Below are 26,070 nucleotides of genomic sequence, written 5' to 3'. Positions count from 1 at the left end.
CGAAAGGACCTAAGCCCCCGGAGGTGTCGACGAAGGTCCTCGGGCCCGAGGGCGTTACGGCTTCATGAAGCCGATCTTGGTGTAGTCCGCATCGGCCAGGCCGAACGCACCGAAGTTCGCCAGATTGCTTCGCGTCGCGATGTTTCCGGGCGACTGGGTCAACGGCAGGCTGAACACCTCGTTGAACAGCATCTTGTCCAGCTCGTTGGCCAGCACGCGGGCCTTGGCTGGATCCAGCTCGCCGACGGTCTGCTCGATCTTCGCGTCGATCTCGGGGCTGCCGATCTGTCCGAAGTTGCTCTCGGCGCCGGTCCGGTAGATCTGCGTCAGGCTCGCGAGTGGGAAAGCATCACCGCTCCAGGAGAATTGGGCGATGTCGAAGTTGCCGACGGTGACGTAGTCGGTGAAGAAGCCGGCGGCCGGGCGGACATCCAGCTCCAGCTTCACCCCGATCTGGGCGAGGTTGTTCTGCGCGATCTGCCCGTACTGCCGAGTGCTCAGGGAATCGAACAGCACGTCGCGGATCACCAGTTGGCGCCCGTCCTTCTCGCGGAACTGGCCGCCCTGCCGCCAACCCAGCGCGTCGAGTTCCTGCTTGGCCTTCTCCGGGTCGAAGGCGATCTCACCGCTGTTGTCCTGGTAACCGTCCTGACCCGCGACGAAGATGTGATTGTTCAGCGGGGCGGGGTTGTCGGCGAGCCCGCGCTGGGTGACTTCGGCGATGGTCTTGCGGTCGATGCCCTTGGCGATCGCCCGTCGCAACGCGGGGTCGGCCAGGATCGAACCTTCAGACCCGTTGAATGTGAAGTGATACCAGGCCAGACCTGGTGCCCGCCGGATGCTCACACCCTGCGTGCGACGCGCGATCTCCATCTCGTCGAGTGTCGCCAGCCCGGTCGCGTCGATGGTGTTGTTCTGCAGCGCGGGAATACGCGCGGCATCGTCGAGGACGAGAAACGTGATGCTGTCCAGCAGCGGCTGCTCGCCCCACCATTTCGGGTTGCGGGTCAACGTGATTCGTTTGGCGCCACGGTCGAGATTGGAGACGATGAACGGTCCCGCAGAGGGTCCGGGACCGTTGAGCTGGCCCTTGTTGAAGATTTCCGGGTTCTCCGTCGAGCTCTTGGGCAGCAGCATGCTCGAACCTGCGAACATGCCGCGCCAGTCGGACCACGGCTTGGCGAAGGTGATGACGGCCTGGCGGTCGTCGACGCCCCGCTCGACCTTCTCGACCCGGTCGCTGCCGTTGGTCGCGGCGATCGCGAACCGGTCGTCCTTGCCGCTGGTCGCGTTGATCTGGGACCGGATGTCCTCCCAGGTGATCGGTGCGCCGTCGCTCCACGTCGCCTCCGGGTTGATCGTGTACGTGACGACCTGCGGGTCGGTGCTCGTCAGCTCGACGTCGGTGAAGTAGTCGGTGTTGACGGTGGCCGAGCCGTCGGGCCCGATCCGGAACGCGCGCGGCATCGTCGGCTTCAGAACCGAGTTGTTGTCGCCGGTGTTGCCGTCGATGTGCAGGGGGTTGAAGTTCGGCGAGAAGTCGTTGAGCGCCAGCCGGAGGTTGCCGCCTTGCTGCAGGTTGGCGACGTCCTGCGGGTTGATGTCGTTGGTGGTTCCCACCGTCGCCTCGCCGCCGGCGGAAGGGGCTTCGTCGGAACCGCCCGAGCAGGCGGTCAGGGTCAGCGCGGCGATCATGGACACCGCAGCGAGGCGTCGGATCTTCATTGCTCGGCTCTCGCTCCCCGGTCCTCGCTCCGCTGCGATCCTCACTCGCGCTCGCCTTCGCGTCCTCATGCGCTCCGACTTTAGCGGCGATTCACCTGCGGCTGCGGAACCGCGGCCAGCAACCGCCGGGTGTAGTCGTGCTGCGGGTCGGTGAACACCTGGTCACCCTCGCCCTGTTCGACGACGGTGCCCTTGTACATCACGGCCACCCGGTGGGCGAGGTGCCGCACCACCGAGAGGTCGTGCGAGACGAACAGGTAGGACAACCCGAACCGATGCTGCAGATCCAGCAGCAGGTTGATGATGCCGGCCTGGATCGAGACATCCAGGGCCGACACCGGCTCGTCGAGCGCGAGGATTTTCGGCTGCAGCGCGAGCGCGCGCGCGATGCCGATGCGCTGCTTCTGTCCGCCGGAGAACTCGGCCGGATAGCGGGTGGCGTCTTCCCGGCGCAACCCGACGATGCCCAGTAGTTCGCCGACCCGTTCGTCGCGTTGCCGCTTGTCGAAACCGTTGGCCTGCAACGGTTCGGCGAGCACTTCGAACACCGGCAAGCGCGGGTCCAGGGAGGCGACCGGGTCCTGGAAGACGACCTGCAGGTCCCCGCGCAGCTCTCGGCGGGCGCGCCGGTCCAGCGAGGCGACATCCTTGCCGAGCACCTCGATGGAGCCGCCTTCCGGGGCGGTCAGCTGCAAGATCTGGTGCAGGGTGGTCGACTTGCCTGACCCGGACTCCCCGACGATGCCCAACGTGCGGCCCTGATGCAGTTCGAAGCTGATGCCGTCCACGGCCCGCACCTCGCCGACCTGGCGTCGAAACACCACGCCCTTGGTCAGCTTGTAGGTTTTGACCAGATCGTCGACGCGCAGGACTACGGGGGACTCGGCCGCCGACGGAGTATCTGGCGGGGCCGTCGACACGCCGTAGATCTCGGCGGCGCTGCGGCCGACGACGTGTTCGGTGCGGATGCACGCGGCCGAATGGCCGGACCCGGAATCCATGGGTAGGAGCTCGGGCTCGGCGGCGCGGCAGTCGTCGACGGCAAGCGGACAGCGCGGCGCGAAGGGGCACCCGGGCGGCAGCGCGGCCATCGACGGCGGTGCCCCCGGGATGGGGATCAGGCGCGCGCCCTGGGCGGCGTCGAGGCGGGGCACGGAGCCCAGCAGCCCGACGGTGTAGGGCATGCGCCGGTCCCGGTAGAGCTGATCGACGCCGGCCACTTCGACCGCGCGCCCCGCGTACATCACCAGGGCGCGGTCGGCGAACTCGGCGACCACCCCCAGGTCGTGGGTGATGATCAGGACGCCGGCGCCGGTCACGTCGCGGGCGGTCTTGAGCACCTCGAGGATCTGCGCCTGCACCGTGACGTCCAGGGCGGTCGTCGGCTCGTCGCAGATGATCAGATCCGGATCGTTGGCGATGGCGATGGCGATCACGACCCGTTGGCGTTCACCCCCGGACAACTCGTGTGGGAACGACTTGGCCCGCCGGTCGGGCTGGGCGATGCCGACCAGTTCGAGCAGTTCGACTGCGCGCTTCCTGGCGGCTTGTCGGCCGACACCGCGTTGGTGGATCTCGATGGCTTCGGCGATCTGGTCGCCGACGGTGTAGACGGGGGTGAGCGCCGACATCGGGTCCTGGAACACGGTTCCGATGGCCTTGCCGCGGATCGCCGACATCCGCTGATCGGACAGCCCGATCAGCTGGTCGCCGTGCAGCCGGATCGAACCCGACACCTCGGCGTACTCGGGGAGCAGGCCGACGACGGCCATCGCGCTGGCCGATTTCCCCGCTCCGGATTCGCCGACCAGCGCCACCACCTCGCCCTTGCCGACGTCGAAGTTCATGCCGCGCACCGCTTTCACCGGTACCGAGTCCGTGGGGAACTCGACGGTGAGGTCGCGGACCTCGAGCAGGCTCATCGCTTGCGCCCCCGGAGCTGACGGGCACTCGGATCGAGCGCGTCGCGCAAGCCGTCGCCGACGAGGTTGGCGCACAGAATGATCAGCACCAGCACACCGCCGGGGAACAGGAACAGCCAGGGGAACGTCGTCGCCGACTTCGTACCGTCGGCGATCAGCGTTCCGAGCGACACATCGGGCGGCTGGATGCCGAAACCCAGGAAGCTCAGGCCGGTTTCGGCCAGCACCGCCACGCCGACGTTGAGCGCCGTGTCGATGATGATGATCGACGCGACGTTGGGCAGTATGTGACGGATGATGATCCGCCAGTTGCTGACGCCCATATAGCGTGCGGCGGCGACGAATTCGCGGTCGCGCAGGCTCATCGTCATGCCGCGGACGATCCGGGAGCTGATCATCCAGCTGAACAACGACAGCAGCACGATCATCCAGACGATGTCGCCTTTGGTGCGCTGCACGACGATCGAGATCAGCAGGAAGCTCGGCACCACCAGCATCAGGTCGACCAGCCACATCAGGGCCGGGTCCCGCCAGTCGGCGAAATACCCCGAGATCGTGCCCACGGTCGCCGCGATGATCGTCGAGATGAACGCGACGCAGACACCGATCAGCATGGACTTCTGCATCCCCCGCAGCGTCTGGGCGAACAGATCCTGTCCCAGCGCGTTGGTGCCGAACCAGTGGTCCGGGCTGGGCGGCTGCTGCAGTGCGAAGTAGTCGAGATCGTTGTAGCTGTAGGGCAACAGGGGAGGCAACGCGTAACAGCCGACGAACAGGACCAGCAGCAGCACAAGGGAGACGACGGCCGGCTTGTTGCGCAGGAAGCGGCGGAACACCAGCGACCGTCGCGACGCGAAGCCGGCCGCGTCGAGACCGGACTGCGCGGTGGTCGAGGATTCACTCGTGACGGGTTCGGTCATGACACCCGCACCCTCGGATCGAGCGCGGCGTAGACCACGTCGGACAGCAAGCCGGCCAACAGGATCATCGCCGCGGACAGCACGGTGATCGCCGCGACGATGTTGATGTCCTGGTTACCGATGCCGGTGACGATCCATTCGCCGACGCCGTACCAGCCGAAGATCTTCTCGGTGAACACCGCACCGGTCACCAATCCCGCGACGCTGTAGGCGAACAGCGTCGCCATCGGGATCAACGCGGTGCGCAGGCCGTGTTTGACGAGCGCGCGCCGACGCGTCAGGCCCTTGGCCCTCGCGGTGCGGATGAAGTCCTGGCCCAGGACGTCGAGCATCGCGTTGCGCTGATAGCGGCTGTAGATCGCGATAGAGGAGATGGCCAGCGTCATGCTGGGCAGCACCAGGTGCTGCAACCGGTCGACGAACTGGTTCCACGCGCCCTCGATGGGGAACGGCGAAGTCTCACCGGTGTATTCGAATATCCGAACGCCGAGCACGTTGTTCACGCCCAGAGCGGCAAGGATGAACAGGTTGGCCAGCACGAAGGTCGGCGTGCTGATCACCAGAAGGGACAGCACGGTCACGACGCGGTCGCTGAGCCGGTACTGCCTGATGGCACCCCACGCTCCGGCGGCCACGCCGATCACGGTCCCGATGACCGAGCCGATCACCAGCAGCCGGAGGCTGACCCCGACCCGCCGCCACAGCTCGTCGGTCACCGGCTGCCCGCCGATCGTCACGCCGAAGTCGCCGCGGACGGCGCCGGATGCCCAGTGGACGTACTGCTCGAGCACCGGCTTGTCGAGACCGAGCTCGACGCGCTTGGCGTCGATGACGGCCTGGGGCGGACGCGGGTTGCGGCTCTCGAGGCTGTCGAGGGGATCGAACTGCCACGACGCAAGCAGGAAAACGAGGAACGACGCCAACGCCAGCAACACCAGGTAGTTGAGCAGTCGGCGCGCCAGGAACCGCGTCATGCGGGAGGTCCGTCGGTCGGCTGCATGCGCTCAGGTTAGGAGATGACGGCGCCGATGGCGGTCATGCGGGCCGTCGCAGCGCGCCGAGCCGGCCGGTTTGGCGAACTCTCACCGGGGTCGCAGCGCGCGCCCAGTCACCGCTGGTTCAGTCGGGGGCATCTGGGATTTCACCGGTGGCCGCGCCGATGGGGCGATCGGGCAACCACGAAATGGAGGAATTCGGATGGCACATCACAGGGCGCGACGCAGCACCGGAATCAGGGCGGTCTCGGCAGTCATCGGCGGCAGTGCAATCGTGGCGATGGCCGCGGCCGGGATGGCCGCTGAACATTCGGCCGGCGGCTCGGTCACCGCCAAACCCGCCATGACGGTCGGTGCGACGACCAAGCAGACCACGCCGGCCAAGGCTCCCGCGGTCGGCATGGCGAAGCCGGCGATCAAGGGTCCGGCGCCTTTGCCCTCGGAAGAGGAAGCCGCCAAGTAGCACAGCTATCTGTTTCACGCGTCTCCCGTTCGGTTATCCCTCCCGCAAGGGTTCAACGACGAAACCCTGTTTGCGCTGCTAGACGGGCCGCGACAGCGATCGCGCCCTACCGGACAAACGGAGAGGTCGAAGTGAACACGAAACAGGTCAAGCTTGCCTCGGCTGCGGTCGGGACCAGCGCGTTGCTCGCGATGGGGGCGTTCTCGGTTGCCTCCACCACAGCCGCCCAGGACGACGAGTCGCCCGTGACCCCGGGACCGGTGACCACCTCAGAGATCACCACCGGCGAGACGGTGACCGACAGCAAGGCTCCCGAAACCCCGACGACGTCGGTGGCCACGCCCCCGGTCACCGCGGAGCCCGCACCGACCGGCTAACCGAACCCGGCGGTTTCACAGCCGGCGCATAGGAAGCACACAGCCGGTCCTCATGGCGGCCGCGATAATGGAGCCGTGGCGACCCCCGGCGTGAACGAGCAGGACTCGGGTCGGGTTGTCATGCGTCGCGCCGATGGCACGCCGGTACACGTGCTGGTTGTCGATGACGAACCGGTACTCGCCGAGTTGATGTCGATGGCCCTGCGGTACGAGGGCTGGGACATCGCGACCGCGGCCGACGGCGCTTCGGCCATCGCCTCGGCGCGTGAGAATCCGCCCGACGTGGTCGTGCTCGACGTGATGCTGCCTGATATGAGCGGCCTCGATGTGCTGCGCAGACTACGCGAACAGATCCCGGGGTTGCCGCTGCTGTTGCTGACCGCCAAGGATTCGGTGGAGGACCGCATCGCCGGGTTGACCGCGGGTGGGGACGATTACGTCACCAAACCGTTCAGCATCGAGGAAGTGGTCCTGCGGCTACGGGCGCTGCTGCGTCGCACCGGCGTGGCCACAGAAGCCGACGGTGCGAAGATCGTGGTCGGTGATCTGGTGCTCGACGAGGACAGCCACGAAGTGACGCGCGGAGGTGAGCTGATCGCGTTGACCGCAACCGAGTTCGAGCTGCTGCGGTTCATGATGCGCAATCCGAAACGCGTGCTGAGCAAGGCGCAGATCCTCGACCGCGTATGGCGTTACGACTTCGGTGGCCGCTCGAACGTCGTCGAGTTGTACGTCTCGTACCTGAGAAAGAAGATCGACAACGGGCGAGAACCGATGATTCACACCCTGCGCGGTGCCGGGTATGTCCTCAAACCCGCGCGCTGACGGGCCGTCGACCCGGATGCGCTGGCCGCGGACGTGGTCGTTACGCGCTCGGCTGCTCGCATCCCAGATCGTGCTGCTTGCGCTGGTGTGCGCGGCCGTCGGTATGGGGACCGTCCTTGCGCTGCAACACTTTCTGGTCAACCAACTGGACGAGCGCTTGGCTGAGACAGGGCGTCGCTCGGCCGGCTTGTTCGAGTTCGGCCCGCCGCCGGGGCCGCCGGGATTCCCGCGTCCGGGCTTACGTCATCGCATGATCATCCGTGACGATGCCGGACCGGGTCCGGCGTTTCTCAACGCGCCGGGGCAGGCCGCCGGCACGGTCGGGGCGGTCGTCTCGCGCGGCACCCCGATCGACGCGGGCGTGATCACCGCAGACGGCACCCGCAGCGAAATCAGCACGGCCGCAGCGCGACAACTCGCGCGGGTGGTACCAGACGCGCCGACGACCATCGACCTCGACGGGCTCGGCCGCTACCGGGTGGTCGCGATGAATACACCCCGGGGCGGCGAAATCATCGTGATCGGCCTTCCCACCTCCGACGTCGATGACACGTTGGTCACCGTCGCGATCATCTTCTGCGTGGTCGGGGCGACCGCGCTGATCGGCGGGACGACAGCAGGCATCGTGATCATTCGCCGCCAACTCGCGCCGCTGGCAAGGGTTTCCGATGCGGCCCGCCAAGTGGCCGATCTCGAGCTCGACCGCGGGGAGGTGCGACTCCCGACACCGATCGTGAAAGTCGACCCGGGCAGCGAACGTACCGAGGTTGGGCAGTTGGGCTCCGCGCTGAATCGGATGCTGGACCGGATCGCGTCGGCATTGTCGGCGCGGCATGCCAGCGAAACACGCGTGCGCCAGTTCGTCGCGGATGCCAGCCACGAGCTCCGCACTCCGCTGGCCGCTATCCGCGGCTACACCGAATTGGCGCAACGCAAACGCGACGCCGTCCCCGATGACGTCGCGCACGCGATGAACCGGGTGGAGTCCGAGACGCGGCGCATGACCGAGCTGGTCGAAGACATGCTGTTGTTGGCGAGGCTCGATACAGGACGGCCGCTGCAGAGCGAGCCGGTCGACCTTTCCCGGTTGATCCTCGACGCGGTCAGCGACGCTCGCGTCGCCGGTTCGGACCATCGGTGGCAGCTCGACCTGCCCGAGGAGCCCGTGGTCGTGGTCGGCGACCAGGCGCGCCTGCACCAGGTGTTGGCGAACCTGCTCGCCAACGCGCGAACCCACACCCCGCCCGGCACGTCGGTGACGACGTCGTTGAGCGTGGCCGACGACGGGTCGGCGGTTCTGACCGTGGCCGACGACGGGCCGGGCATCCCCGAATGGCTGCGGCCCGAGATCTTCGAGAGGTTCGCCCGTGGAGACTCGTCGCGGTCACGTCGCGACGGGGGGACCGGCCTCGGGTTGGCGATCGTGGCCGCCGTGGTCAAGGCCCACCGCGGCACCATCGAGGTGAACAGCGTTCCCGGCGACACGCGCTTCGTTGTGACCCTGCCCGGCCGGTGATCTGGTCGTTCATTCGATCGGGCTGATTTTCTTGGGCCTCTTGCTCGGGCCGCGGTTATAGGGTCGACGAATGTCCGTGACTGACGAATATCTGAAGAACAACGAGGAGTACGCGAAGACGTTCTCCGGTCCGCTGCCGCTGCCGCCGAGCAAGCACGTCGCGGTGGTGGCGTGCATGGACGCCCGTCTCGACGTTTACCGGATTCTCGGTCTGGGCGACGGCGAGGCGCACGTCATCCGCAATGCCGGCGGCGTCATCACCGACGACGAGATCCGCTCGCTGGCCATCAGCCAGCGGCTGCTCGGCACCAGAGAGATCATCCTGATCCACCACACCGACTGCGGCATGCTGACCTTCACCGACGATGGGTTCAAGCAGCAGATCCAGGATGAGATCGGTATCAAACCCGAGTGGGCGGCCGAGTCGTTCATCGACTTGGAGGTGGACGTGCGGCAGTCGTTGCGCCGCATCGAGGCGAGCCCGTTCGTCACCAAGCACGAGTCGTTGCGGGGCTTCATCTTCGACGTCGCGACGGGCCGCCTGACCGAGGTCACCCCGTAGCTCCAGCTCCTTTGTGCCGCGAGCGTGCGTGTTTGCACACGACACGCCGCGATATTTCGACACTTTGCGCGCGCTCGACGCCCGCGAGTGTGCGCTAACCGACTTTGTCGGTCACGATCGGCTTCGCCACGGCATCATCGTCGACGGTCACGACATCGACCTCTCTGTTCACCAACTCGTGCCACGGCGCGGCGATTACCGCGACGTCGGCTCGAGGCTGTGATTGCACCGCGCCATGACATCGGCACCCGTCCGGGGCGGGGAAGTGGTGGTCATGGGTCGAGTAACGGCACGTGGCGACGCGAAGCATGCCCTCGCGGGTAAGCGCTGAGCGCACGTTCGTGGAGCCTCGATCGTGCGCAAGCCGTCGAATTCTGGCGGCATGTCGTGTGCAGACACGCACCGTCGCGGAGGAAGGCGACGTGCGTTGACAGCGTCGGCGCCCGCGTTGTCTAATGTCGGGTAATGATCGTAAATATGGTCATTTCTACCAACTTTACGAGGATATGATGACCAGTACCGAACAGGCCGAACAGGCCGCGCAGGTCAACGCGGGCCGCTACGAGCTCAGCCATCTGCGTTCGCTGGAAGCCGAGGCCATTCACATCATCCGCGAGGTGGCCGCCGAGTTCGAGCGGCCCGTGCTGTTGTTCTCCGGCGGCAAGGACTCGATCGTCATGCTGCATTTGGCGCTCAAGGCGTTCCGCCCGGGCCGGCTGCCGTTTCCGGTGATGCACGTCGACACGGGCCACAACTTCGACGAGGTGTTGCAGACCCGTGACGAGCTCGTCGAGGAGTTCGGCGTCCGGCTGGTCGTGGCCAAGGTGCAGGACGACATCGACGCCGGTCGCGTGGTCGAGACGATTCCGTCGCGTAACCCGCTGCAGACGGTGACCCTGCTGCGCGCGATCCGCGAGAACAAGTTCGACGCCGCGTTCGGCGGTGCTCGCCGCGACGAGGAGAAGGCACGCGCCAAGGAGCGGGTGTTCTCCTTCCGCGACGAGTTCGGTCAATGGGATCCGAAGGCCCAGCGGCCCGAGCTGTGGAACCTCTACAACGGCCGCCACCACAAGGGCGAGCACATCCGCGTGTTTCCCCTGTCGAACTGGACCGAATTTGACATCTGGTCCTACATCGGCGCCGAGAAGATCAAGCTGCCGTCCATCTACTACGCCCACCGCCGCAAGGTCTTCGAGCGCGACGGCATGTTGCTGGCCGTGCACAAGTACCTGCAGCCGCGCAAGGACGAAGAGATCGTCGAGAAGACCGTGCGGTTCCGCACCGTCGGCGACGTCACCTGCACCGGCTGCGTGGAGTCGCATGCCGCAACGGTTTCCGAGGTGATCGCCGAGACGGCGGTGTCGCGCCTCACCGAACGCGGCGCCACTCGCGCCGACGATCGCATCTCCGAGGCCGGAATGGAAGACCGCAAGCGAGAGGGCTATTTCTGATGACTCGCACCGCCGAACGCGGCGCCACCACCCGGCCCGCCGCGACGCTGCTGCGGATCGCCACCGCGGGATCCGTCGACGACGGTAAGTCGACCCTGATCGGACGGCTGCTCTTCGACTCCAAGGCCGTCATGGAAGACCAACTGGCCTCGGTCGAGCGGACTTCCAAGGAACGCGGTCACGACTACACGGATCTGGCGTTGGTGACCGACGGTCTGCGGGCCGAGCGTGAACAGGGCATCACGATCGACGTGGCCTACCGCTACTTCGCAACGCCCAAGCGCAAGTTCATCATCGCCGACACCCCGGGCCACATCCAGTACACCCGCAACATGGTGACGGGCACCTCCACCGCGCAGTTGGCGATCGTCCTGGTCGATGCGCGCCACGGGTTGCTCGAGCAGTCCCGCCGCCACGCGTTCCTGGCATCGCTGCTCGGCATCCGGCACATCGTGCTCGCGGTGAACAAGATGGACCTGATCGGTTGGGACAGAGAGCGGTTCGAGAAGATCCGCGACGATTTCCACGACTTCGCCGCGCGCCTGGACATCCACGACGTGACGACGATTCCGTTGTCGGCGCTCAACGGCGACAACGTCGTCACCAAATCCGACAAGACGCCGTGGTATGAAGGTCCGCCGCTGCTGAGCCATCTCGAAGAGGTGTACATCGCCGGTGATCGCAACCTCGTCGACGTGCGGTTCCCGGTGCAGTACGTGATCCGCCCGCAGTCGCTGGAGCATCACGACCACCGCAGCTATGCGGGCACGGTCGCCAGTGGCGTGATGAAGGTCGGCGACGACATCGTCGTGCTGCCTGCCGGGTTGACGTCACGGATCGCGGGGATCGAGGGGCCCAGCGGACCGGTCGACGAAGCGTTTCCCCCGATGGCGGTGGCGATCAGTCTCACCGACGACATCGATATCTCGCGCGGCGATCTCATCGCCCGGCCGAACAACCAGCCGCGGGTGACCCAGGAGTTCGACGCCACCGTCTGCTGGATGGCCGACGGCTCCGCCCTCGAACCGGGCCGCGACTACGTCGTCAAGCACACCACCCGCACCACGCGGGCGCGGGTCACGGCGCTGGACTACCGCCTCGACGTCAATACGCTGCACCGGGACAAGGAAGTCACCGCGCTCAAACTCAATGAGCTGGGCCGCATCTCGCTGCGCACCCAACAGCCGTTGCTGCTCGACGAGTACAGCCGCAACGCGACCACCGGATCGTTCATTCTGATCGACCCGAACACCAACGGCACGGTCGCCGCAGGAATGATCCTGCCCCAGGTGACCGCCCGCACCGCGAGCCCCAACACCGTCAGGCACGAGTCGCTGTGCAAGGCCGAGGATCGGCTGAGCAAGGGCAGGACCGTGTGGTTCACCGGCCTGTCGGGCTCGGGCAAGTCGTCGGTGGCGATGCTGGTCGAGCAGAAACTGATCGAAAAGGGCGTTCCGGCCTATGTTCTCGACGGCGACAACCTGCGCCACGGGCTGAACGCCGATCTCGGCTTCTCGATGGCCGACCGCGCCGAGAACCAGCGCAGACTGGCTCATGTGGCGGCGATCCTGGCCGATTCCGGACAGGTTGTGCTGGTGCCGGCGATCAGTCCACTCGAGGAACACCGCGCCCTGGCGCGGAAGGTCACCACCGAGGCCGGGCTCGACTTCTTCGAGGTGTTCTGCGACACCCCGCTGGAGGACTGCGAGCGACGCGATCCGAAGGGCTTGTACGCCAAGGCGCGATCCGGTGAGATCACCCATTTCACTGGTATCGACAGCCCGTATCAGCGGCCGAAGAACCCGGACCTGAGGCTGACTCCCGACCGGGATCCAGAGGAACTCGCCGACTTGGTCATCGAGCTGCTGGAAACCAGGCGATGAGCGCTTGCGCGAAGAGAAGTCTGCGCTGATGAGCGACCACGAGCTCGCCGCCCGCCTGGCCGCGGCGGCCGGAAAGCTCCTGCTCGATGTCCGGGAAGAGCTCGCCGACGCCTCGGCCGCCGAACGGAAAGCAGCTGGTGACAAGCGGTCTCACGACTTTCTGACCGAAGCGCTGGCCGCCGAGCGGCCCGGTGATGCGGTGCTCTCGGAGGAGGGCGCCGACGACCCGGTGCGGTTGTCGGCCGAGCGCGTCTGGATCGTCGACCCCCTCGACGGCACCCGGGAATTCTCCGAACTCGGACGCGACGACTGGGCGGTGCACGTCGCGCTCTGGCAGGCCGGGGAACTGGTGGCCGGAGCGGTCGCTCTCCCGGGGCAGGGCATAACGCTGGCCACCCCGACGGTCACGGCGCCGCCGCGGCAACCCGATACCGCGCGGATCGTGGTGTCCCGCACTCGCCCTCCGGCGATCGCGCTCGCGGTGCGCGACGCGCTGGGCGGCACGTTGGTCGAGATGGGCTCGGCCGGAGCGAAGGTCGCCTCCGTCGTTCAGGGACGCTCGGATGTGTACGTGCACGCAGGAGGCCAATACGAGTGGGACTCGGCGGCCCCGGTGGCCGTCGCCCGCGCCGCCGGGCTGCACACCTCCCGAATCGACGGGTCGCCGCTGTCATACAACCGGCCCGACCCGCTACTGCCCGATCTGGTGGTGTGCCGGCCTGAACTGGCCGAGGCGGTGCTGCGGGTCACCGCGGTCGGCTAGTCCGAAAACGTCGCCCAGAACGCGAACCGTTCCCGAATCTCATCGGGTACCAGGCCGAACTCGTCCGGTGTGTAACGGTGTCGGCCCTTCGCATCGTGTGGATGAACGCGGTTGTACTCACCGATGAATGCGTCGAGATCATCGGGCGCTTCCATTCCGGCGGCTGTATAGACCTGCTGCAGAGCCTTTTTCGGTGAGGAGATCAGCTCGCGGTAGTCGATGTCGACGAACGTGGCGGCGTGTGCCGGCGTCCGGTCGCGCGCCTGGAGGGCTCGCCGGAACCACAGTTCGCTCTGTGTGACCTGCTGGCGGCCCACCTCGAGCGCGTCGACGTCGTCGCTGTAGGTGCTGCGGTACACCGCGAACAGGCTTGCCCCCGAGGTCAGCGTCGACACGATGTCACGGTGGATCTGCACAACCACCAACCCCGGAAACGTCTCGATCAAGTGGTCCAACTCGGCGGTGTGGGCGGGAGCCTTGAGGACGAACCGGCGCTCGTCGTGGCGGACCAGCAGTTGCAGCATCTCGCGGTAGCGCGCGTAGGAGCCGGTGAAGTCTTGCGCGGCAAGCCATTCGGCGTAGCTCGGCAGCCGCATCATCGAGGTGAAGCCCCAGTTGCGCAGGTCGGTGCCCATGGCCAGCACGCACTCCTCCGGCAGCGACGGGCCGGACGGATGAACGATGGCCATGTCCGGGTTGAGCGTATGCAGCAGTTGGCTTGCCGGCGCGCTCACCTCGGCGGGGTCGGAATGGTCGGGGTCGGCGAACAGCCAGGGCGCGACTAGCTCGGCCGGCAGCGGTGCGTGCAGCCGTGGGTCGTTGCCCAGCAGGCGGAACAGGAACGTCGTACCGGTGCGCCATCCGCCGATGATCACGATGGGCGGGCTCAACTCGACGTCACACAGATCGCGCCGTTGAGCACGGCATTGCGCGATCCGCGCACCCGCGAGCAGCCTGCCCGTCGCCGACTGCAGCGCCATCCGGATACCGACGGCGTTGAGCCTGCCGTCCTGCTCGGCCGAGCCCAGAAAGGCATCCAATCCGTCGGCCCATCCCGGGGCGAACTGCTCAGGTGTGAATTCGCCGCGCCGGCAGGCCCGTTCGACGACGTGCTGCGCATCGAAACGGTAGCGATGCGGGTTCTCGGCCCGGTCCTTCTCGGCGTCGGCGTAGATCTTCTCGGCTAGCTCGGTGCGCTGCGGCGATCGCCATGTCATCGCAGCTCCTCCAGTCGAATCCGGCGCACCGCCGGCAGTTCCGGGTCTCGGTCGGGGCGGAGGAACCGCAGCACGAACAGGCCGAATGGCCGGCCCTCGGTGTCGAGCCAGTCGTACCCGTCGACACCCGGGTCCTCGGCCGCCAGCACGTACCGAAACCTGCCGTCGCGCAACGTCGTCGACGCCGCGGTACGGGTGACGGTGCGGTGGCGGTGATCCAGCGAGTTCAGGAAGCGGTTGTACAGCACAATGTTCCAGTGCCGGCACGCCGGTACCTCGCCTTCGAGCACCAGCGCCTCACCATCGGCCAACTGCCACGCGCCTCGGACGTAGTGGATGCCCGGCTCGGTGAAGGCCGCACCGCCGGCCATCGCCGACCAGTGCCGCACGGCGTTGGGTGCTTGCACGTCGGCGGCTGTCGACATTTCGAAAACCTTGGGCACGTTCGCGATCACGGTGCCCAGCCGCGAGAGCGCGCGGTTCAGGTCGGCGGGCGCGGGGGGTGGGTCACCGGCGTCGAGCACATCGATGTGGCACCAACCCGGGCTTGCCGGATCCGAACTGAGGTGCGCATAGCGCACCCACACCGACGAGGACCCCGGCGGCAGGTCCGCGAGCGTGGCCGTGAAGTGCCCGTCGGAGTCGATCTCCAGATCGCCGGTCTCCACACGCGCGACCGCTGCCGCGTCGGCGACACCGGTCCCGCTGTACACCGTGACCGACTGGTACACCGAGTCCCCGACGTTGCCCGAGATCCGGTAGGTCCGGTCGTCGCGGATGTCGGTGATCCAGTACCGGAAGTCGGGGTTGTCCATGAAGAACTTCTGTCGCCACCCGTTGAACGGCACCAGTTCTGGCCGGTCGCGGTCGACCTCGAGGCGGCTCAGCAGATTGTTCACGGCCCGGGTCAGTGCCCGCTGGCCGTCGGCCTGTTCGTCCGGGTCGAGCCCTTTGGTGGATTCGGTCAGCGTTTCCCCCGCCACGCGCATCCCGTCGACCAGAGCTAGCCACCCGTCGCCCGCCATAGCTGCCGAACGTACCAACCGGCTCCCCAACGCGACTGACACATCGGAGGGCTCGCCGCAGTCCCGGGTTGAGACGACACAGTGGCAGAATCCGTGAAATGCGGATGTCGGCCAAAGCGGAGTACGCCGTCCGCGCGATGGTGCAACTGGCCACCGCCGACGACGGCGTCCTCGTCACCACCGACGACCTGGCTAAGGCCCAGAGCATTCCTCCGCAGTTCCTCGTCGACATCCTGTCCGCCCTGCGCACCGACCGTCTCGTACGCAGCCATCGCGGCCGCGAGGGCGGATACGAGTTGGCGCGCCCCGCCAAGGACATCAGCATCGCCGACGTGTTGCGCTGCATCGACGGTCCGCTGGCCAGTGTGAGAGACATCGGGCTGGGAGACCTGCCCTATACGGGCCCGACGACGCCGCTGACCGACGTCTGGCGTGCGCTGCGCGCGAGCATGCGCTCGGTGCTCGAGCAGACGAGCGTCGCCGACGTCGCCGCCGACGCACTGCCCAGGCACGTCCGCAGGCTCGCCGACGACTACCGCGAACAAGAGACCAAGCGCGGCCACTCACTCGACTGATGTCGCGGGTCAGCCCGCGCCGGATCCGTAGGGGCGGGTGATGATCTCGAGGTAGTGGCCCGACGGGTCCTGGAAGTAGACTCCGCGCCCGCCGTCGTTGTGGTTGATCTCGCCGGGGCGCATGCCGCGCGGGTCCGCCCAGTGCTGCAGGCCCTGCGCGAGGATGCGGTCATAGATCTCGGAGAACTCGTCCTCGGACACCAGGAATGCGTAGTGCTGCGGGCGGATCTCCTCATCGGGGCCCACTTGGGCGTAGTCGAGGCTGGCGTCGTGGGCCAGGTCCACGACCAGGAAATGACCGAACTCTCTGGCAGCGGGCAACCCGAACAAGTCGGTGAAGAATCGGGCCGATGCCCCGCGGTCCTTCGCGGCCACGATGGTGTGGTTGAACGTGATCGCCATACCGATTCACTCAACCACCGCGGCGGCGCACCGACAACGATGCACCATGGTGCCGTGACGTTCGACTTTTCCGACCTCGAACATCCGGTCGTCGTGGCGCCGATGGCGGGCGGCCCGTCCACACCGGAACTCGCCGCCGCAGGCACCGATGCGGGCGGGCTGGGTTTCGTCGCCGCCGGTTACCTGACCGCCGAAGTGTTCGGCGAACGCCTCGCCGCAGCGCAGCGGCTGACAACCGGTCCGGTCGCCGCCAACCTGTTCGCATCGCAGCCCAGCGCGGCCGATCCCGAGGCGATCGCGCGTTATGCGCAAGCGCTCACCCGCGACGCCGAACGTTACGGCGCCTCGCTCGGTGAGCCCCGGTTCGACGACGATGCCTGGGCGGCCAAGCTCACCGTCCTGCTCGAGCTCAAGCCCGCGGTGGCGTCGTTCACCTTCGGCTTGCCCAGCGCCGAGGAGATACGGCTGCTGCGCGCGGCCGGCATCACCACGGTAGGCACTGTGACCACGCTCGCTGAAGCGCAGCAGGCGGTCGCGCACGGTGTCGATGCGGTGGCCGTGCAGGGACCCGGCGCCGGAGGCCATCGCGGCACGTTCGACCCGACCGCGCCACCGTCAGGCGTCCCGCTGGAGGAACTGCTGGCGTCGGTGATCGCACACGTCGAGGTGCCCGTCGTCGCGGCGGGCGGTCTCATGACCGCCGAGGACATCGCGCGGGTCCGGCACGTGGGCGCGGTGGCCGCACAACTGGGCACCGCGTTCCTACTCGCCGACGAGGCGGGCAGCAGCGCCGTGCACCGTGCGGCGTTGCAGGATGGTGGGTTCACCGAAACCGTTGTGACGAAGGCGTTCTCGGGTCGGTACGCACGCGGGCTGCGCAACCGGTTCGTCGATGATCACGAGCACGAGGCGCCGCTGGGCTATCCCGAGGTGCACTACCTGACCAGCCCGCTGCGGGGGGCCGCGGTGCGGGCGGGCGATCCGCACGGGGTGAACGTGTGGGCGGGCACCGGATTCCGCGCGGCCGCGCCGGGTTCGGTGGCCGACATCATCCGCAGACTAACCTGAGGCGTCACTTCGGGGCGGTCAGCTCCAACGCGATGTTGTCCGGATCGCGGAATTCGAGGATGTACATCGGCCCGATGTCCTTGATCGGTTCGTGCGCGACGCCGAGAGCGTCGAGATGTCGTTCCGCGGAGTCGAGTTCGTCCTTGCTGGTCAACCGGAAGGCGAGGTGGTCGAGGCCCGTGCGGTCTTCGTCGAATGAGTCGGTGCCCGCCGGTCGCAGGCCCACGAGCACACCACCGAGGTCGTAGATGACACCCCCGTACAGGAAGCTGAGCGCCTGGCGGGTTGCCGCGTCGGCGCCCTCGGGAAGTTCGATGAACACGCTCCAGCCGAACACGGCCTCGTAGAACTCGCGCGACCGCTCGATGTCGGTCACGGTCAGGCGGATGTGCGCGACGGACGTAGTGGTGATCGCCATGTCCCCATGCTGCCAGCCGTGCCAGAATCGCCGTCGTGCAAATCGGGATGACGTTGCCAGTCATGGAAGCCGACCTTGACGCGGAGACGCTTCAGGCGTGGGCCCGGGTGATCGACGACGGGCCCTTCTCGTCGCTGTGCTGGGGGGAGCGCATCGCGTTCGACAACCCGCACTCGCTGACGTTGCTCGGCGCGGTCGCCGCATGGACGGATCGGGTTCGTCTCGTGACCACCGTGGTGGTCCCGCAGTTGCACGATCCCGTGATGCTGGCCAAGGCGCTGGCCACCGGCGACATGCTGTGCGGCGGACGGTTGACGGTCGGTTTCGGCGTCGGCGGTAGGGAAGAGGACTACCGCGCGGTCGGCGCGGACCCGGCCGACCAGACGATGCGGGGGATGGCTGATCGCGTCGCGGTGATGCGCAGGGTCTGGGCGGGCGAGAAAGTCACCGAATCCGTCCTGCCGGTCGGCCCGAGGCCGGTGCAGTCCGGCGGCCCGAGGCTGTTGGTCGGCACGATCGGACCCAAGACCGTGCGCAGCGCCGCCCAGTGGGCCGACGGGCTGGCGGGCACCACGCTGGATCTGGACGTCCACCGGCAGAACGAGTTGTTCGATGTCGCCCGCACCGCCTGGGCGCAGGCCGGCAAACCCGCGCCGCACCTGGCGACGTCGTTCTGGTTCGCGATCGGCGAGGGCGACCAACCGCGCGAGCAGGTGCATCGGCATCTGCGGCGCTACATGAACTGGATTCCCGCCGACGTGGTCGATGCGATGGCGCCTGCGACCGGCTGGGCAGGAGGTGAACGTGAGCTGCTCGACGTCTTGCGCCGGTTCCAGGACATCGGGACCGACGAGATACACCTGATCCCAACCAGTTCAGACGTCGACCAGCTGCGTAGGGCCGCTGACGTCGTCGACGAGTTCGCGCCGTAGGGCGGTTGGCGGCCGTACTCGCCGCAGTGGCAGGATGGGGGACTGTCGGGGAAGTCGTGAGGGCCGTGTCGCGTTGGACCTCAGTGTCGAGCGTCGGAAGCAGCGGCGGGGCAGACAGCCGAGAGGAATCACGATGACGATGACAGTGACGAAGAAGATTGCGACCACAGCGGTGATGGCCGGTGCGCTGGCGTTTGCGTCCGTCGGTGTGGGCGCGGGCCAGGCGATGGCGCACGACGACTGGTGGTGGGAGCCGCCGGGCCCGGTGCATGTCCACGTTCCGAAGGTCCCGCCTGTGCACATCCACGTTCCGAAGCCGCCACCACCCGGGCATATCGCCCACATTCCCGGTGTCCCACCCCCAGGGCACTGGAACAAGCCGTGGAAGTGGTGACGTAGTTCCCGCTTCTAGAACCTGAGGTGGTTGCTGGTGTCGCCGACCTGGTCGACGAACATGGTGCGACTGTCGAACCACCATGTGCCGTCGACGCGGTGGAAAGTGTCGCGGTATCGGCCGGTCACGACGAGTTGTAGGGGAAGTTCGGGTGTGGCCTGCGTGACGCAGTAGTAGGCGCTGCCGCGGCCCCTCCCGGCGTCCTCGTCGACGTGGACCGTCACGTTCGTGGTGAAGTGCTTGGTCCTGGGGGTGCCGTCGTCGTAGAGGCGCACCGCCATCTCGAACATCTGCCGCACCCGGGTCGCGCCGTCGAAAACCGTGTCCGGCGGCCCGTTCTCGACAGCGAGGATCCGGCCGTGGGCGAACAGGGCGCCGACACCGTCGAAATCGCCGGCATCGATTCGCTCGGCGTAGGCGTAGACGAGATTCTCGATCTCGCGGGCGGAGTCGCTCATCGGCGAGTAGACAACCAGCACCGATGTGTGGTGTCAACGATCATGCGGCCCGGCCGCATCGCCTAACCTCACACGGTGGCTACGAATTGGTCGCCGAGCCGGCTCGGCAATCTGGGCGGAAAGCGGATCATCGTCACGGGGGCCACCAATGGAGTCGGCCTGGCGACGGCGCGGGCGCTGGTCGGTGCGGGCGCGCACGTGATTCTCGCGGTGCGCAACCTCGAGTTGGGCGCTCAGCGGGCCGCTGAGATGGGCGGCGAGACGTCGGTGGTCAAACTCGACCTGGCCGATCAATCGTCGGTGCGCGCCTTCCCCGAACTGCTCGATGGCGACGTCGACATTCTCATCAACAACGCGGGCCTGGTCGCGCAGCATCGAGGCGAAACCGTGGACGGCTTCGAAGCCACGCTCGGCACCAACTTCCTGGGGCCGTTCGCATTGAGCAACCTGCTCTTTGGGCGGGTGCGGTCGAAGATCATCAACGTGGGCTCGGATGCGCACAAGTCGGCGAGCATCAACTTCGACGACCCGCATCTGCGCTCCAGCAAATGGTCGGCGTTCCCGGCATACGCCCGCTCGAAGCTGGCAGTGATGCTGTGGGGCCTCGAACTCGACCGCCGGCTGCGTGAGGCCGGCTCGCCGATCACCAGCTTCCTGACGCACCCCGGCTGGGTGGCGTCGAATCTGTCGAACGTCTCCGAAAAGCCTGCGATGGCCGCCTTTCACGCTGTGGTCAAGGCGGCGGCCCGAGTGCTCGCCAACGACCTCGACGCGGGCGCGGCGCCGACGCTGTACTGCATCACCGAGCCGATTCCACCCGGCAGTTATGTCGGCATCGACAGCAGGTACGGCCTGAAGGGTGCGCCGACGTTGAGCGGCCGGGGTGCCGTCGCCTGCGATTACGACGACGCCCGAAGGCTCTGGGAATTCGCCGAGAAGGAAACCAGCACCAGCCTGCCGATCTGAGCCGGCTAGGGGATCTTCCGATACCAGTGCACGACGTAGGCGACCATCGACGAGACGAGCGCGACGATGACCCACAGCACCAGAAGCTGATCGATCCAGGCGCCCGGTGGCGGCGCGCCCGGCAGGATATTGCGTAGCGGAACGACCGCGAAAAGCATTGCCGCATACCAGGTGAGCAAGGGCAGCTGAAACTCTTTTCGCCCCGTCACCACTTGGAACGTCGTGAAGACCGCAAGGGCAGGGAGTGCGATCAACACGAGGCAGATCCCGATGTCGAAGGTCAGCGGTCCGAGCGCCCGTTTCAGGGTGATCTTCACCGAGTCCCCGCCGCCCACCGAATCCGCCGACGGCGGTCCATCGGTGCGTGTGAGCGACCAGCCGTCGGCCCAGCCCTCGAACTCCACTCGCGCCGGAACGAATTCACGTTCATCGCCGGTGCCGACCATCACATCGGCACTGATGAACTCCGTGCTGTACGTGTCGAACGGCCAGATATCGGATTCGCCGCTGAGGTCGAGGCTCGTGGTCTCCTCACCGGGGGACTCTCCGGCCGGCCAACGAAGATCACCCGACGTGTTGAACGGGAAGATGCGCACCGTGATATCGGTGTTCAACACGTCCAGACGCGAATCGACCAGAGAGTCCTGCGGAATCACCGACACCTTCACGTCGAGCTTGCGGTCGACGGTCTTCAGTGACTGCACGCTGAACAGCACCACCGTCTCCGACCGGTTCTGCAGATCCGGTGGCTCCAGCTCCTGCGATGAAGCCGACAACCACCAGTAGGCGAACGCCGTGCCGAGATAGGCGATCAGAAACACCGCCACGACGGCGAGGCCGGTCGCAACCCGCCGGCTATTCACCGGCTTCTTGGAATGCGAAGGAGTCGTCGGTTGCACCCGGGAAGAGTAACGGTGGCGGTTATTTTCTGCCGCTGTTTTGAAATGAATTCGCCCGACAAAACCCTGCGATTCCGCGCGGCTGATCTCGCGCTGGATCGTCCAGCAAACATACTGTTCAGGATGGTGTACGGGGGTGCGAATGCTGCGTCATACCGCTGGAATCTGACGTACTTTTCTTTGCAACATTGCGGCTTGTCCCGTGGTGTCAGTATTCGCAATCCGGACAATAGATCCGCCCATTTTCTCTCTTTGCAGAGCCGCTTTTGTTATGCAGTTAGCGTGCAGATCGTCTCGCCTGAATCCGGCATCGCGGCAGACGCGCCGCCCAAGAATGCACCGCCGATCGTCGAACGCTGCCGGGCCCTCGTTGCCCATCCGGCATTCGATCTCGCGATCACCGTGGTCATTCTCGTCAACGCGGTGGTGCTCGGACTGGAGACCTTCGAGAGCGTGGTGGCGGGATACCACGGGATGTTCGATGTCGCCTACGACGTCATCCTCGCCGTCTATGTCGTGGAGATCGTGATCCGGTTCACGGCGGCGGGTTGGAACGTCCGTGCGTACGTAGCGAACAAGTGGAACGTTTTCGATTTCATCGTGGTTGCCGCCTCTTTCATTCCGTGGCTGCGCCAATCCGCCATGGTGCTGCGCTTGGTGCGGGTCCTGCGGATCGTTCGCATCGTGCGGTTCCTGCCGGATCTGCGCGTCATCATGGGGGCCGTCGGCAGAAGCGTTCCCGGCGTGGCATCGCTGGCAGCGGCCACGGTGCTGATGGTCTTCTTGTACGGAATGCTCGGTTGGGTCCTGTTTGCGGGTCACGATCCGGAGCACTACGGCAACATCGGGCAGGCGATGTTGACGATGTTCGTGATGCTGACCTTGGAGAACCTGCCTGACAACATCGCGATGGGGCAGGAGGTCTCGCAGTGGACGATCCTGTTCTTCATCAGTTATGCCGTCACGATGAGTTTCCTGATCTTCAACCTGTTCATCGGCATCGTGCTCGGGTCGATGGAGGAAGCCCGGGCGGTCGACCGGGCCCAGCACGAGACCGATGACCTTCTCGAGCGGTTGCGGTCGGCGCGCGCCGCACTCGAGGACGCCGAGCGCGAACTCCTACGCAGCCACCGTGACGATCGCGGGACAAGCGGTTAACCCAGAATCCGTTCGGCTTCCCGTATTCCGCTGAGATAGGCGCCATGGACGGTGCCGAAGAACTCAGGATTCGTGGCTTCTCCGGCGAACAGGAGTCGTTCGCCGACGGGCTCACCGAGAGCGCTCACGTCGTCCGGATCCGATCCGACCGCGATGAAGCTGTAGGCGCCGAGGCTGTACGGGTCTGTGCCCCAGCGGGTGACGATCGATCCCGTCGGTTCGGGGGCGCCCAGTGTGGTGATGACCTGCGCGACCGCATCCCGGTCCGACAGGGCTTCGCGTGACCATGCGGCCTGACCCGAGCGCAATCCAATCAGGATCGGCTTTTCCGACAGCAGAAGACCGTTGACCAGGTCGCTGACGGGTTGATCGTTGCCGACGAGTCCGATCATCGGATGTGAGCGAGGCCAGAACGGTTGGTCGAACGCCAGTACGACCTTGTTGAGCAGCCCGAAGCCGAGGCGGCCGATGGCGTCGCGTTTCCGTTGTGGCAGTTCAGGATCGAACTCGATGGAGTTGGCCTTGAGCACACCGAGCGGTACGGTCACGATGACGCGGTCGGCGATCACCGGACCGGCGGAGGTGTCGACACGCACCTGGCGGTCGTCGTACGTGATTCGGCGAACCGTGGTGTGCTGTCGAACATCGAGATCGCGGGCCAGGTGCTGCGACAGTTGTGTGTAGCCGCCGGGGAGCAGAACGTCGGGGCCGTCCATCTCGCCTTCGCTGCCAAACCACCGCAGCGACAACTGGACTGGATCAGCGGCATATTCGCCGGTGATCTGGGAGCCCACGATCCACGAGATCAGTGGGTCGTTCATGTCGGCGACCTCGGCCAGCCCATCGGCGACCGACGCGGTGTCGCCGGCATCCGCGCTGAGCCCGTCCAGGCCGATTGCGATCTTGTCCCACTCCATTGACAGGCCCGCTGCGGCGCTGGGATCCACCTCGCCGCGATCGTCGAACAACACGAAATCGTCGAAGTCCGTCTCGACCGTCTTGGCTCCGATGTCGTTGGCCAGTTCGGTGACCGGATTCCCTTGCGTGCCATGGATCCACGACGCGCCGATGTCGATCGGCACACCCAGTGAAGCGTCGGTCATGGTGCGGCCGCCGATACGGTCGCGTGCCTCGAGCACCGTGACGCGTCGGCCGGCGTCCGCCAGTCGTCGTGCGGCCGCAAGCCCGGCGAACCCGGCACCGACGATCACGACATGTTCGCCGTCTGCTCGACGTCCGTCGCCGCACGCCGACAGCAATGTGGCCGCTGTGATCATGCCTGCGCCGCAGATGAACTCGCGGCGGCCGATGATCATGATCGCGACGATATCCGCGCAACCGGCGTTCGGTCGTCGAATCGCAGACCCCGCAATCGTGATCCAGTGGCGGCCTAGCTAACTCGATTGCCCGCATCACGGGCGCCGACGATCCGAAGAACTTCACAAGCAGGGTTTGAAGCCGCGAGAAAGTGGGTAGGCGGGCTGAATTAACGATCTTGACAATAGCGGTGTTCGGTGAAGTAGGTTTGAAGGGACTGGTCAGATGACTGGGAACCACCGGAACATGGGTCGCCCCTCGAAGTTCGCCGTCGCCGGCGCCGCCACCGTAGCGGCGACGGCCTTGACCGTCGCCGTGACCGCACCCAAACCCCCTGTCAGCGCGGATGTCGCGCTTGCCGCCTCCACCGGTCCCTACACCCAGACCGTCACCGACGGGGCGCGGGCCATGGACAGCGCCCTGGTCTTCGCGGGCGCCTTCGGCGGCGCCGCGGCGGCGTTCTGGAACCCGATCGCGGGATGGTCGGGCGGATGGCTGCCGACCTTCACCGCGCGCACCACGCAGAAAGACCTCACCAGCACAGAGGGGCTGCTCGCGGCGTCGTCCTCGGCGACGGGACTGGACGTCGTCCCCGGTATTTCGGGGGACGCCACGGTGATGGTCATCGCCGCCACCGCTGAAACGCTGAGCCCGGGCGCCGGAGACGAGGTGGAGGCCGTAGCCGACACCGTGTTGTTGCCGCTCGCGGGCATCAAGAGCGTGATCGACGCGCTCAACGCGCTCAACCAGGCGCCAGGGGTGGGCCGACAGATCGCGGGCGTCCCGACGGTCGAAGACGTGCTCGACGTGATCGGCTTGACCGCGACTCAAACCGAGTTCGTGACGACCTTCAACTGGCCGCTGTTCGCGGCCAGCGGCAAGACCAGTCTCGGCAGCACCTTCATCCAGCTGCCCAGCCACACCGCCGCCGGTCTGGTCGCTCGGATCAGCGACCGGATCACCGTCGCCGGCGTGTCGCTCTCCGACGCGCCTCCCGAGGTGCAGAAGCTCGTCGGCGACACCCTCGCGCCGCTCGACGACGTCGTCTCCACACCCACCCTGACGGCGTGGATTCCCGCAGGGTCCGGTTCCTACCGCGCGCTGGGCGGGTCACTCGGGTTGCTGGCCGCGGCGCCGATCGTGGTCGTCGGGCCGGTCGATGCGTTGTCGAAAGTTCCTCTCCCGGCGGGCCTGCCGAACCTGGGGTCCGAGACCGTGGTCGCCGTTCCGATCGCCGCCGAAGGCGCGGAACTGCCGTCCGGTATCTCGTCGTTCGGAGTCGTCACCATGCCGGTGGTGATCACACCTGCCGGGGCGGTGGTGAGCCCGCCGATCTTGGCGTCGTACACGCGCCAGAGCACGCCGTCGACGACCTATGTCGGCACGGACGGCATCGCTTACAACAGCGGCAGTACCGTCGGCCTGCTGTTGACGTCGCTGGGACCCGTCCCCGTCGTGTACTCGCTCGGTTCGGTCAACGCGGGCACTTCCGGAGCAGGGCTCACCGGCCCGTCCTTGTTCGGTGTTCCGACGGTGCCGACCACCCAGGTGGGCACCGCGCCTGGGGGACAATCGCTCGACGGTCCGGTCAGCGAGGCCCTCACGAACCTGGGCGTCGCCAACAACCGTGCGCCGGTGAGTACCGCTCTGCGCGCTCCGCTCAGCAGCACCCTCGGGCCGTTGAACCCCCAGATCGAAAAGGCGCTCAACGGTGTCTTCGGCCCGGCCGCCAAAGAGCTTGCGCAGCAGATGGTCACGCTGAACGAGCTACTGCTGCAGGCGTCCCAACCGCTCGAAGAGGTGGGCAAGCCGCTCCCGCCCGCCAGTCGTGTTCTGGAC

At 66.6% G+C, this 26,070-nt stretch carries 27 protein-coding genes; 15 read left to right on the top strand and 12 right to left on the bottom strand.

Going from position 1 to position 26,070, the window contains the following annotated elements:
* Window positions 1–54: 54 nt before the first annotated feature.
* The 4 genes from AU197_RS08680 to AU197_RS08665 all read right to left on the bottom strand — a co-directional run bounded on the left by AU197_RS08680 (window position 55) and on the right by AU197_RS08665 (window position 5,541).
* Window positions 55–1,725, bottom strand: coding sequence for an ABC transporter family substrate-binding protein (locus tag AU197_RS08680; RefSeq protein ID WP_064402136.1), 1,671 nt, complete (start codon window positions 1,723–1,725; stop codon window positions 55–57).
* 80 nt (window positions 1,726–1,805) lie between these two features.
* On the bottom strand, window positions 1,806–3,647 hold the full coding sequence (locus tag AU197_RS08675; RefSeq protein WP_064402135.1) for a dipeptide ABC transporter ATP-binding protein: 1,842 nt from the start codon (window positions 3,645–3,647) through the stop codon (window positions 1,806–1,808).
* Complete coding sequence (locus AU197_RS08670; protein ID WP_064402134.1) at window positions 3,644–4,567, bottom strand: ABC transporter permease; 924 nt, start codon at window positions 4,565–4,567, stop codon at window positions 3,644–3,646. Before AU197_RS08670 ends, AU197_RS08675 begins: the two co-directional genes overlap by 4 nt.
* Window positions 4,564–5,541: an ABC transporter permease gene (locus tag AU197_RS08665; RefSeq protein WP_064402133.1), complete on the bottom strand. Its 978-nt coding sequence runs from the start codon at window positions 5,539–5,541 to the stop codon at window positions 4,564–4,566. Before AU197_RS08665 ends, AU197_RS08670 begins: the two co-directional genes overlap by 4 nt.
* Window positions 5,542–5,764: 223 nt before the next feature.
* Here AU197_RS08665 and AU197_RS26240 point away from each other — a divergent pair, with 223 nt between their 5' ends.
* From AU197_RS26240 to AU197_RS08640, 5 genes are all read left to right on the top strand, one after another.
* Window positions 5,765–6,025: a hypothetical protein gene (locus tag AU197_RS26240; protein ID WP_064402132.1), complete on the top strand. Its 261-nt coding sequence runs from the start codon at window positions 5,765–5,767 to the stop codon at window positions 6,023–6,025.
* Window positions 6,026–6,156: 131 nt separating this feature from the next.
* Window positions 6,157–6,402 (top strand): hypothetical protein, encoded by a 246-nt coding sequence (locus AU197_RS08655; RefSeq protein WP_064402131.1) that lies wholly within the window; start codon window positions 6,157–6,159, stop codon window positions 6,400–6,402.
* A gap of 120 nt (window positions 6,403–6,522) precedes the next feature.
* The gene (locus tag AU197_RS08650; protein WP_064402188.1) at window positions 6,523–7,227 is read left to right on the top strand and encodes a response regulator transcription factor; all 705 of its coding nucleotides are present in this window, start codon (window positions 6,523–6,525) and stop codon (window positions 7,225–7,227) included.
* Complete coding sequence (locus AU197_RS08645) at window positions 7,205–8,743, top strand: sensor histidine kinase (RefSeq protein ID WP_064402130.1); 1,539 nt, start codon at window positions 7,205–7,207, stop codon at window positions 8,741–8,743. Before AU197_RS08650 ends, AU197_RS08645 begins: the two co-directional genes overlap by 23 nt.
* 70 nt (window positions 8,744–8,813) lie before the next feature.
* Complete coding sequence (locus tag AU197_RS08640; protein WP_064402129.1) at window positions 8,814–9,305, top strand: beta-class carbonic anhydrase; 492 nt, start codon at window positions 8,814–8,816, stop codon at window positions 9,303–9,305.
* A gap of 94 nt (window positions 9,306–9,399) precedes the next feature.
* Here the strand turns inward: AU197_RS08640 and AU197_RS26765 are convergent, their stop codons facing one another.
* Complete coding sequence (locus AU197_RS26765) at window positions 9,400–9,534, bottom strand: hypothetical protein (protein WP_286145556.1); 135 nt, start codon at window positions 9,532–9,534, stop codon at window positions 9,400–9,402.
* Window positions 9,535–9,814: 280 nt separating this feature from the next.
* Between AU197_RS26765 and cysD the strand changes: the two genes are divergently transcribed.
* Genes cysD through AU197_RS08625 form a run of 3 tightly spaced genes read left to right on the top strand, consistent with a single transcriptional unit; the run spans window position 9,815 to window position 13,402 of the window.
* Window positions 9,815–10,756, top strand: coding sequence for a sulfate adenylyltransferase subunit CysD (gene cysD, locus AU197_RS08635; RefSeq protein WP_064402187.1), 942 nt, complete (start codon window positions 9,815–9,817; stop codon window positions 10,754–10,756).
* Window positions 10,756–12,639 carry a sulfate adenylyltransferase subunit CysN gene (gene cysN / locus AU197_RS08630; protein ID WP_064402128.1) on the top strand — a complete coding sequence of 628 codons (1,884 nt, stop codon included), beginning with the start codon at window positions 10,756–10,758 and terminating at the stop codon, window positions 12,637–12,639. The genes cysD and cysN overlap by 1 nt, the downstream gene beginning before the upstream one ends.
* Before the next feature lie 28 nt (window positions 12,640–12,667).
* Complete coding sequence (locus AU197_RS08625) at window positions 12,668–13,402, top strand: 3'(2'),5'-bisphosphate nucleotidase CysQ (protein WP_064402127.1); 735 nt, start codon at window positions 12,668–12,670, stop codon at window positions 13,400–13,402.
* Here the strand turns inward: AU197_RS08625 and AU197_RS08620 are convergent.
* Together AU197_RS08620 and AU197_RS08615 are read right to left on the bottom strand one after the other, a co-directional pair.
* Window positions 13,399–14,619 (bottom strand): sulfotransferase family protein, encoded by a 1,221-nt coding sequence (locus AU197_RS08620; protein ID WP_064402126.1) that lies wholly within the window; start codon window positions 14,617–14,619, stop codon window positions 13,399–13,401. The two genes, AU197_RS08625 and AU197_RS08620, sit on opposite strands and share 4 nt — an antisense overlap.
* On the bottom strand, window positions 14,616–15,644 hold the full coding sequence (locus AU197_RS08615; RefSeq protein WP_064402125.1) for a DUF1214 domain-containing protein: 1,029 nt from the start codon (window positions 15,642–15,644) through the stop codon (window positions 14,616–14,618). The genes AU197_RS08620 and AU197_RS08615 overlap by 4 nt, the downstream gene beginning before the upstream one ends.
* 98 nt (window positions 15,645–15,742) lie before the next feature.
* Between AU197_RS08615 and AU197_RS08610 the strand changes: the two genes are divergently transcribed.
* Entirely contained in the window at window positions 15,743–16,219 is a 477-nt protein-coding gene (locus tag AU197_RS08610) for an Rrf2 family transcriptional regulator (RefSeq protein ID WP_064402124.1), read from the top strand.
* Between the two features lie 9 nt (window positions 16,220–16,228).
* On the opposite strand, the gene AU197_RS08605 is transcribed toward AU197_RS08610, so the two are convergent.
* Complete coding sequence (locus AU197_RS08605) at window positions 16,229–16,621, bottom strand: VOC family protein (RefSeq protein ID WP_064402123.1); 393 nt, start codon at window positions 16,619–16,621, stop codon at window positions 16,229–16,231.
* Window positions 16,622–16,660: 39 nt separating this feature from the next.
* Here AU197_RS08605 and AU197_RS08600 point away from each other — a divergent pair, with 39 nt between their 5' ends.
* The gene (locus tag AU197_RS08600) at window positions 16,661–17,689 is read left to right on the top strand and encodes a nitronate monooxygenase (protein ID WP_156434358.1); all 1,029 of its coding nucleotides are present in this window, start codon (window positions 16,661–16,663) and stop codon (window positions 17,687–17,689) included.
* Between the two features lie 4 nt (window positions 17,690–17,693).
* On the opposite strand, the gene AU197_RS08595 is transcribed toward AU197_RS08600, so the two are convergent.
* Window positions 17,694–18,107 carry a VOC family protein gene (locus tag AU197_RS08595; protein WP_064402122.1) on the bottom strand — a complete coding sequence of 138 codons (414 nt, stop codon included), beginning with the start codon at window positions 18,105–18,107 and terminating at the stop codon, window positions 17,694–17,696.
* 47 nt (window positions 18,108–18,154) lie between these two features.
* Here AU197_RS08595 and AU197_RS08590 point away from each other — a divergent pair, with 47 nt between their 5' ends.
* Both AU197_RS08590 and AU197_RS08585 read left to right on the top strand, forming a co-directional pair.
* Entirely contained in the window at window positions 18,155–19,039 is an 885-nt protein-coding gene (locus AU197_RS08590; protein WP_064402121.1) for an LLM class flavin-dependent oxidoreductase, read from the top strand.
* A 133-nt stretch (window positions 19,040–19,172) separates the two neighbouring features.
* Window positions 19,173–19,433 carry a hypothetical protein gene (locus tag AU197_RS08585; protein ID WP_231744869.1) on the top strand — a complete coding sequence of 87 codons (261 nt, stop codon included), beginning with the start codon at window positions 19,173–19,175 and terminating at the stop codon, window positions 19,431–19,433.
* A 14-nt stretch (window positions 19,434–19,447) separates the two neighbouring features.
* Here AU197_RS08585 and AU197_RS08580 read toward each other — a convergent pair whose 3' ends face one another.
* Window positions 19,448–19,891, bottom strand: a complete 444-nt coding sequence (locus AU197_RS08580) for a nuclear transport factor 2 family protein (RefSeq protein WP_064402184.1) — start codon at window positions 19,889–19,891, stop codon at window positions 19,448–19,450.
* A gap of 75 nt (window positions 19,892–19,966) precedes the next feature.
* Between AU197_RS08580 and AU197_RS08575 the strand changes: the two genes are divergently transcribed.
* Window positions 19,967–20,857 carry an SDR family NAD(P)-dependent oxidoreductase gene (locus AU197_RS08575; protein ID WP_064402120.1) on the top strand — a complete coding sequence of 297 codons (891 nt, stop codon included), beginning with the start codon at window positions 19,967–19,969 and terminating at the stop codon, window positions 20,855–20,857.
* Between the two features lie 5 nt (window positions 20,858–20,862).
* On the opposite strand, the gene AU197_RS08570 is transcribed toward AU197_RS08575, so the two are convergent.
* Window positions 20,863–21,720 carry a DUF4436 domain-containing protein gene (locus tag AU197_RS08570; RefSeq protein ID WP_064402119.1) on the bottom strand — a complete coding sequence of 286 codons (858 nt, stop codon included), beginning with the start codon at window positions 21,718–21,720 and terminating at the stop codon, window positions 20,863–20,865.
* Window positions 21,721–21,771: 51 nt separating this feature from the next.
* Here AU197_RS08570 and AU197_RS08565 point away from each other — a divergent pair, with 51 nt between their 5' ends.
* Window positions 21,772–22,914, top strand: a complete 1,143-nt coding sequence (locus AU197_RS08565; protein ID WP_231744868.1) for an ion transporter — start codon at window positions 21,772–21,774, stop codon at window positions 22,912–22,914.
* On the opposite strand, the gene AU197_RS08560 is transcribed toward AU197_RS08565, so the two are convergent.
* On the bottom strand, window positions 22,911–24,230 hold the full coding sequence (locus AU197_RS08560; protein WP_064402118.1) for a flavin monoamine oxidase family protein: 1,320 nt from the start codon (window positions 24,228–24,230) through the stop codon (window positions 22,911–22,913). The two genes, AU197_RS08565 and AU197_RS08560, sit on opposite strands and share 4 nt — an antisense overlap.
* Before the next feature lie 226 nt (window positions 24,231–24,456).
* Between AU197_RS08560 and AU197_RS08555 the strand changes: the two genes are divergently transcribed.
* Window positions 24,457–26,070: hypothetical protein (locus tag AU197_RS08555; protein ID WP_156434356.1), on the top strand; the 1,614-nt coding region annotated here is incomplete at its 3' end.

Source organism: Mycobacterium sp. IS-1590 (assembly GCF_001500025.1).
In the GTDB taxonomy this organism is placed as follows: domain Bacteria; phylum Actinomycetota; class Actinomycetes; order Mycobacteriales; family Mycobacteriaceae; genus Mycobacterium.
This window is presented reverse-complemented; position numbering and strand designations above follow the sequence as displayed.

Coding starts and splice junctions, on each gene's coding strand:
- AU197_RS08620 (WP_064402126.1), bottom strand. CDS start 14,619: ATGACATGGCGATCGCCGCAGCGCACCGAGCTAGCCGAGAAGATCTAC.
- AU197_RS08560 (WP_064402118.1), bottom strand. CDS start 24,230: ATGATCATCGGCCGCCGCGAGTTCATCTGCGGCGCAGGCATGATCACA.
- AU197_RS26240 (WP_064402132.1), top strand. CDS start 5,765: ATGGCACATCACAGGGCGCGACGCAGCACCGGAATCAGGGCGGTCTCG.
- AU197_RS08625 (WP_064402127.1), top strand. CDS start 12,668: ATGAGCGACCACGAGCTCGCCGCCCGCCTGGCCGCGGCGGCCGGAAAG.
- AU197_RS08670 (WP_064402134.1), bottom strand. CDS start 4,567: ATGACCGAACCCGTCACGAGTGAATCCTCGACCACCGCGCAGTCCGGT.
- AU197_RS08650 (WP_064402188.1), top strand. CDS start 6,523: ATGCGTCGCGCCGATGGCACGCCGGTACACGTGCTGGTTGTCGATGAC.
- AU197_RS08610 (WP_064402124.1), top strand. CDS start 15,743: ATGCGGATGTCGGCCAAAGCGGAGTACGCCGTCCGCGCGATGGTGCAA.
- cysD (WP_064402187.1), top strand. CDS start 9,815: ATGACCAGTACCGAACAGGCCGAACAGGCCGCGCAGGTCAACGCGGGC.
- AU197_RS08595 (WP_064402122.1), bottom strand. CDS start 18,107: ATGGCGATCACCACTACGTCCGTCGCGCACATCCGCCTGACCGTGACC.
- AU197_RS08675 (WP_064402135.1), bottom strand. CDS start 3,647: ATGAGCCTGCTCGAGGTCCGCGACCTCACCGTCGAGTTCCCCACGGAC.
- AU197_RS08640 (WP_064402129.1), top strand. CDS start 8,814: ATGTCCGTGACTGACGAATATCTGAAGAACAACGAGGAGTACGCGAAG.
- AU197_RS08600 (WP_156434358.1), top strand. CDS start 16,661: ATGCACCATGGTGCCGTGACGTTCGACTTTTCCGACCTCGAACATCCG.
- cysN (WP_064402128.1), top strand. CDS start 10,756: ATGACTCGCACCGCCGAACGCGGCGCCACCACCCGGCCCGCCGCGACG.
- AU197_RS08585 (WP_231744869.1), top strand. CDS start 19,173: ATGACGATGACAGTGACGAAGAAGATTGCGACCACAGCGGTGATGGCC.
- AU197_RS08590 (WP_064402121.1), top strand. CDS start 18,155: ATGACGTTGCCAGTCATGGAAGCCGACCTTGACGCGGAGACGCTTCAG.
- AU197_RS08665 (WP_064402133.1), bottom strand. CDS start 5,541: ATGACGCGGTTCCTGGCGCGCCGACTGCTCAACTACCTGGTGTTGCTG.
- AU197_RS08680 (WP_064402136.1), bottom strand. CDS start 1,725: ATGAAGATCCGACGCCTCGCTGCGGTGTCCATGATCGCCGCGCTGACC.
- AU197_RS08580 (WP_064402184.1), bottom strand. CDS start 19,891: ATGAGCGACTCCGCCCGCGAGATCGAGAATCTCGTCTACGCCTACGCC.
- AU197_RS08645 (WP_064402130.1), top strand. CDS start 7,205: ATGTCCTCAAACCCGCGCGCTGACGGGCCGTCGACCCGGATGCGCTGG.
- AU197_RS08605 (WP_064402123.1), bottom strand. CDS start 16,621: ATGGCGATCACGTTCAACCACACCATCGTGGCCGCGAAGGACCGCGGG.
- AU197_RS08615 (WP_064402125.1), bottom strand. CDS start 15,644: ATGGCGGGCGACGGGTGGCTAGCTCTGGTCGACGGGATGCGCGTGGCG.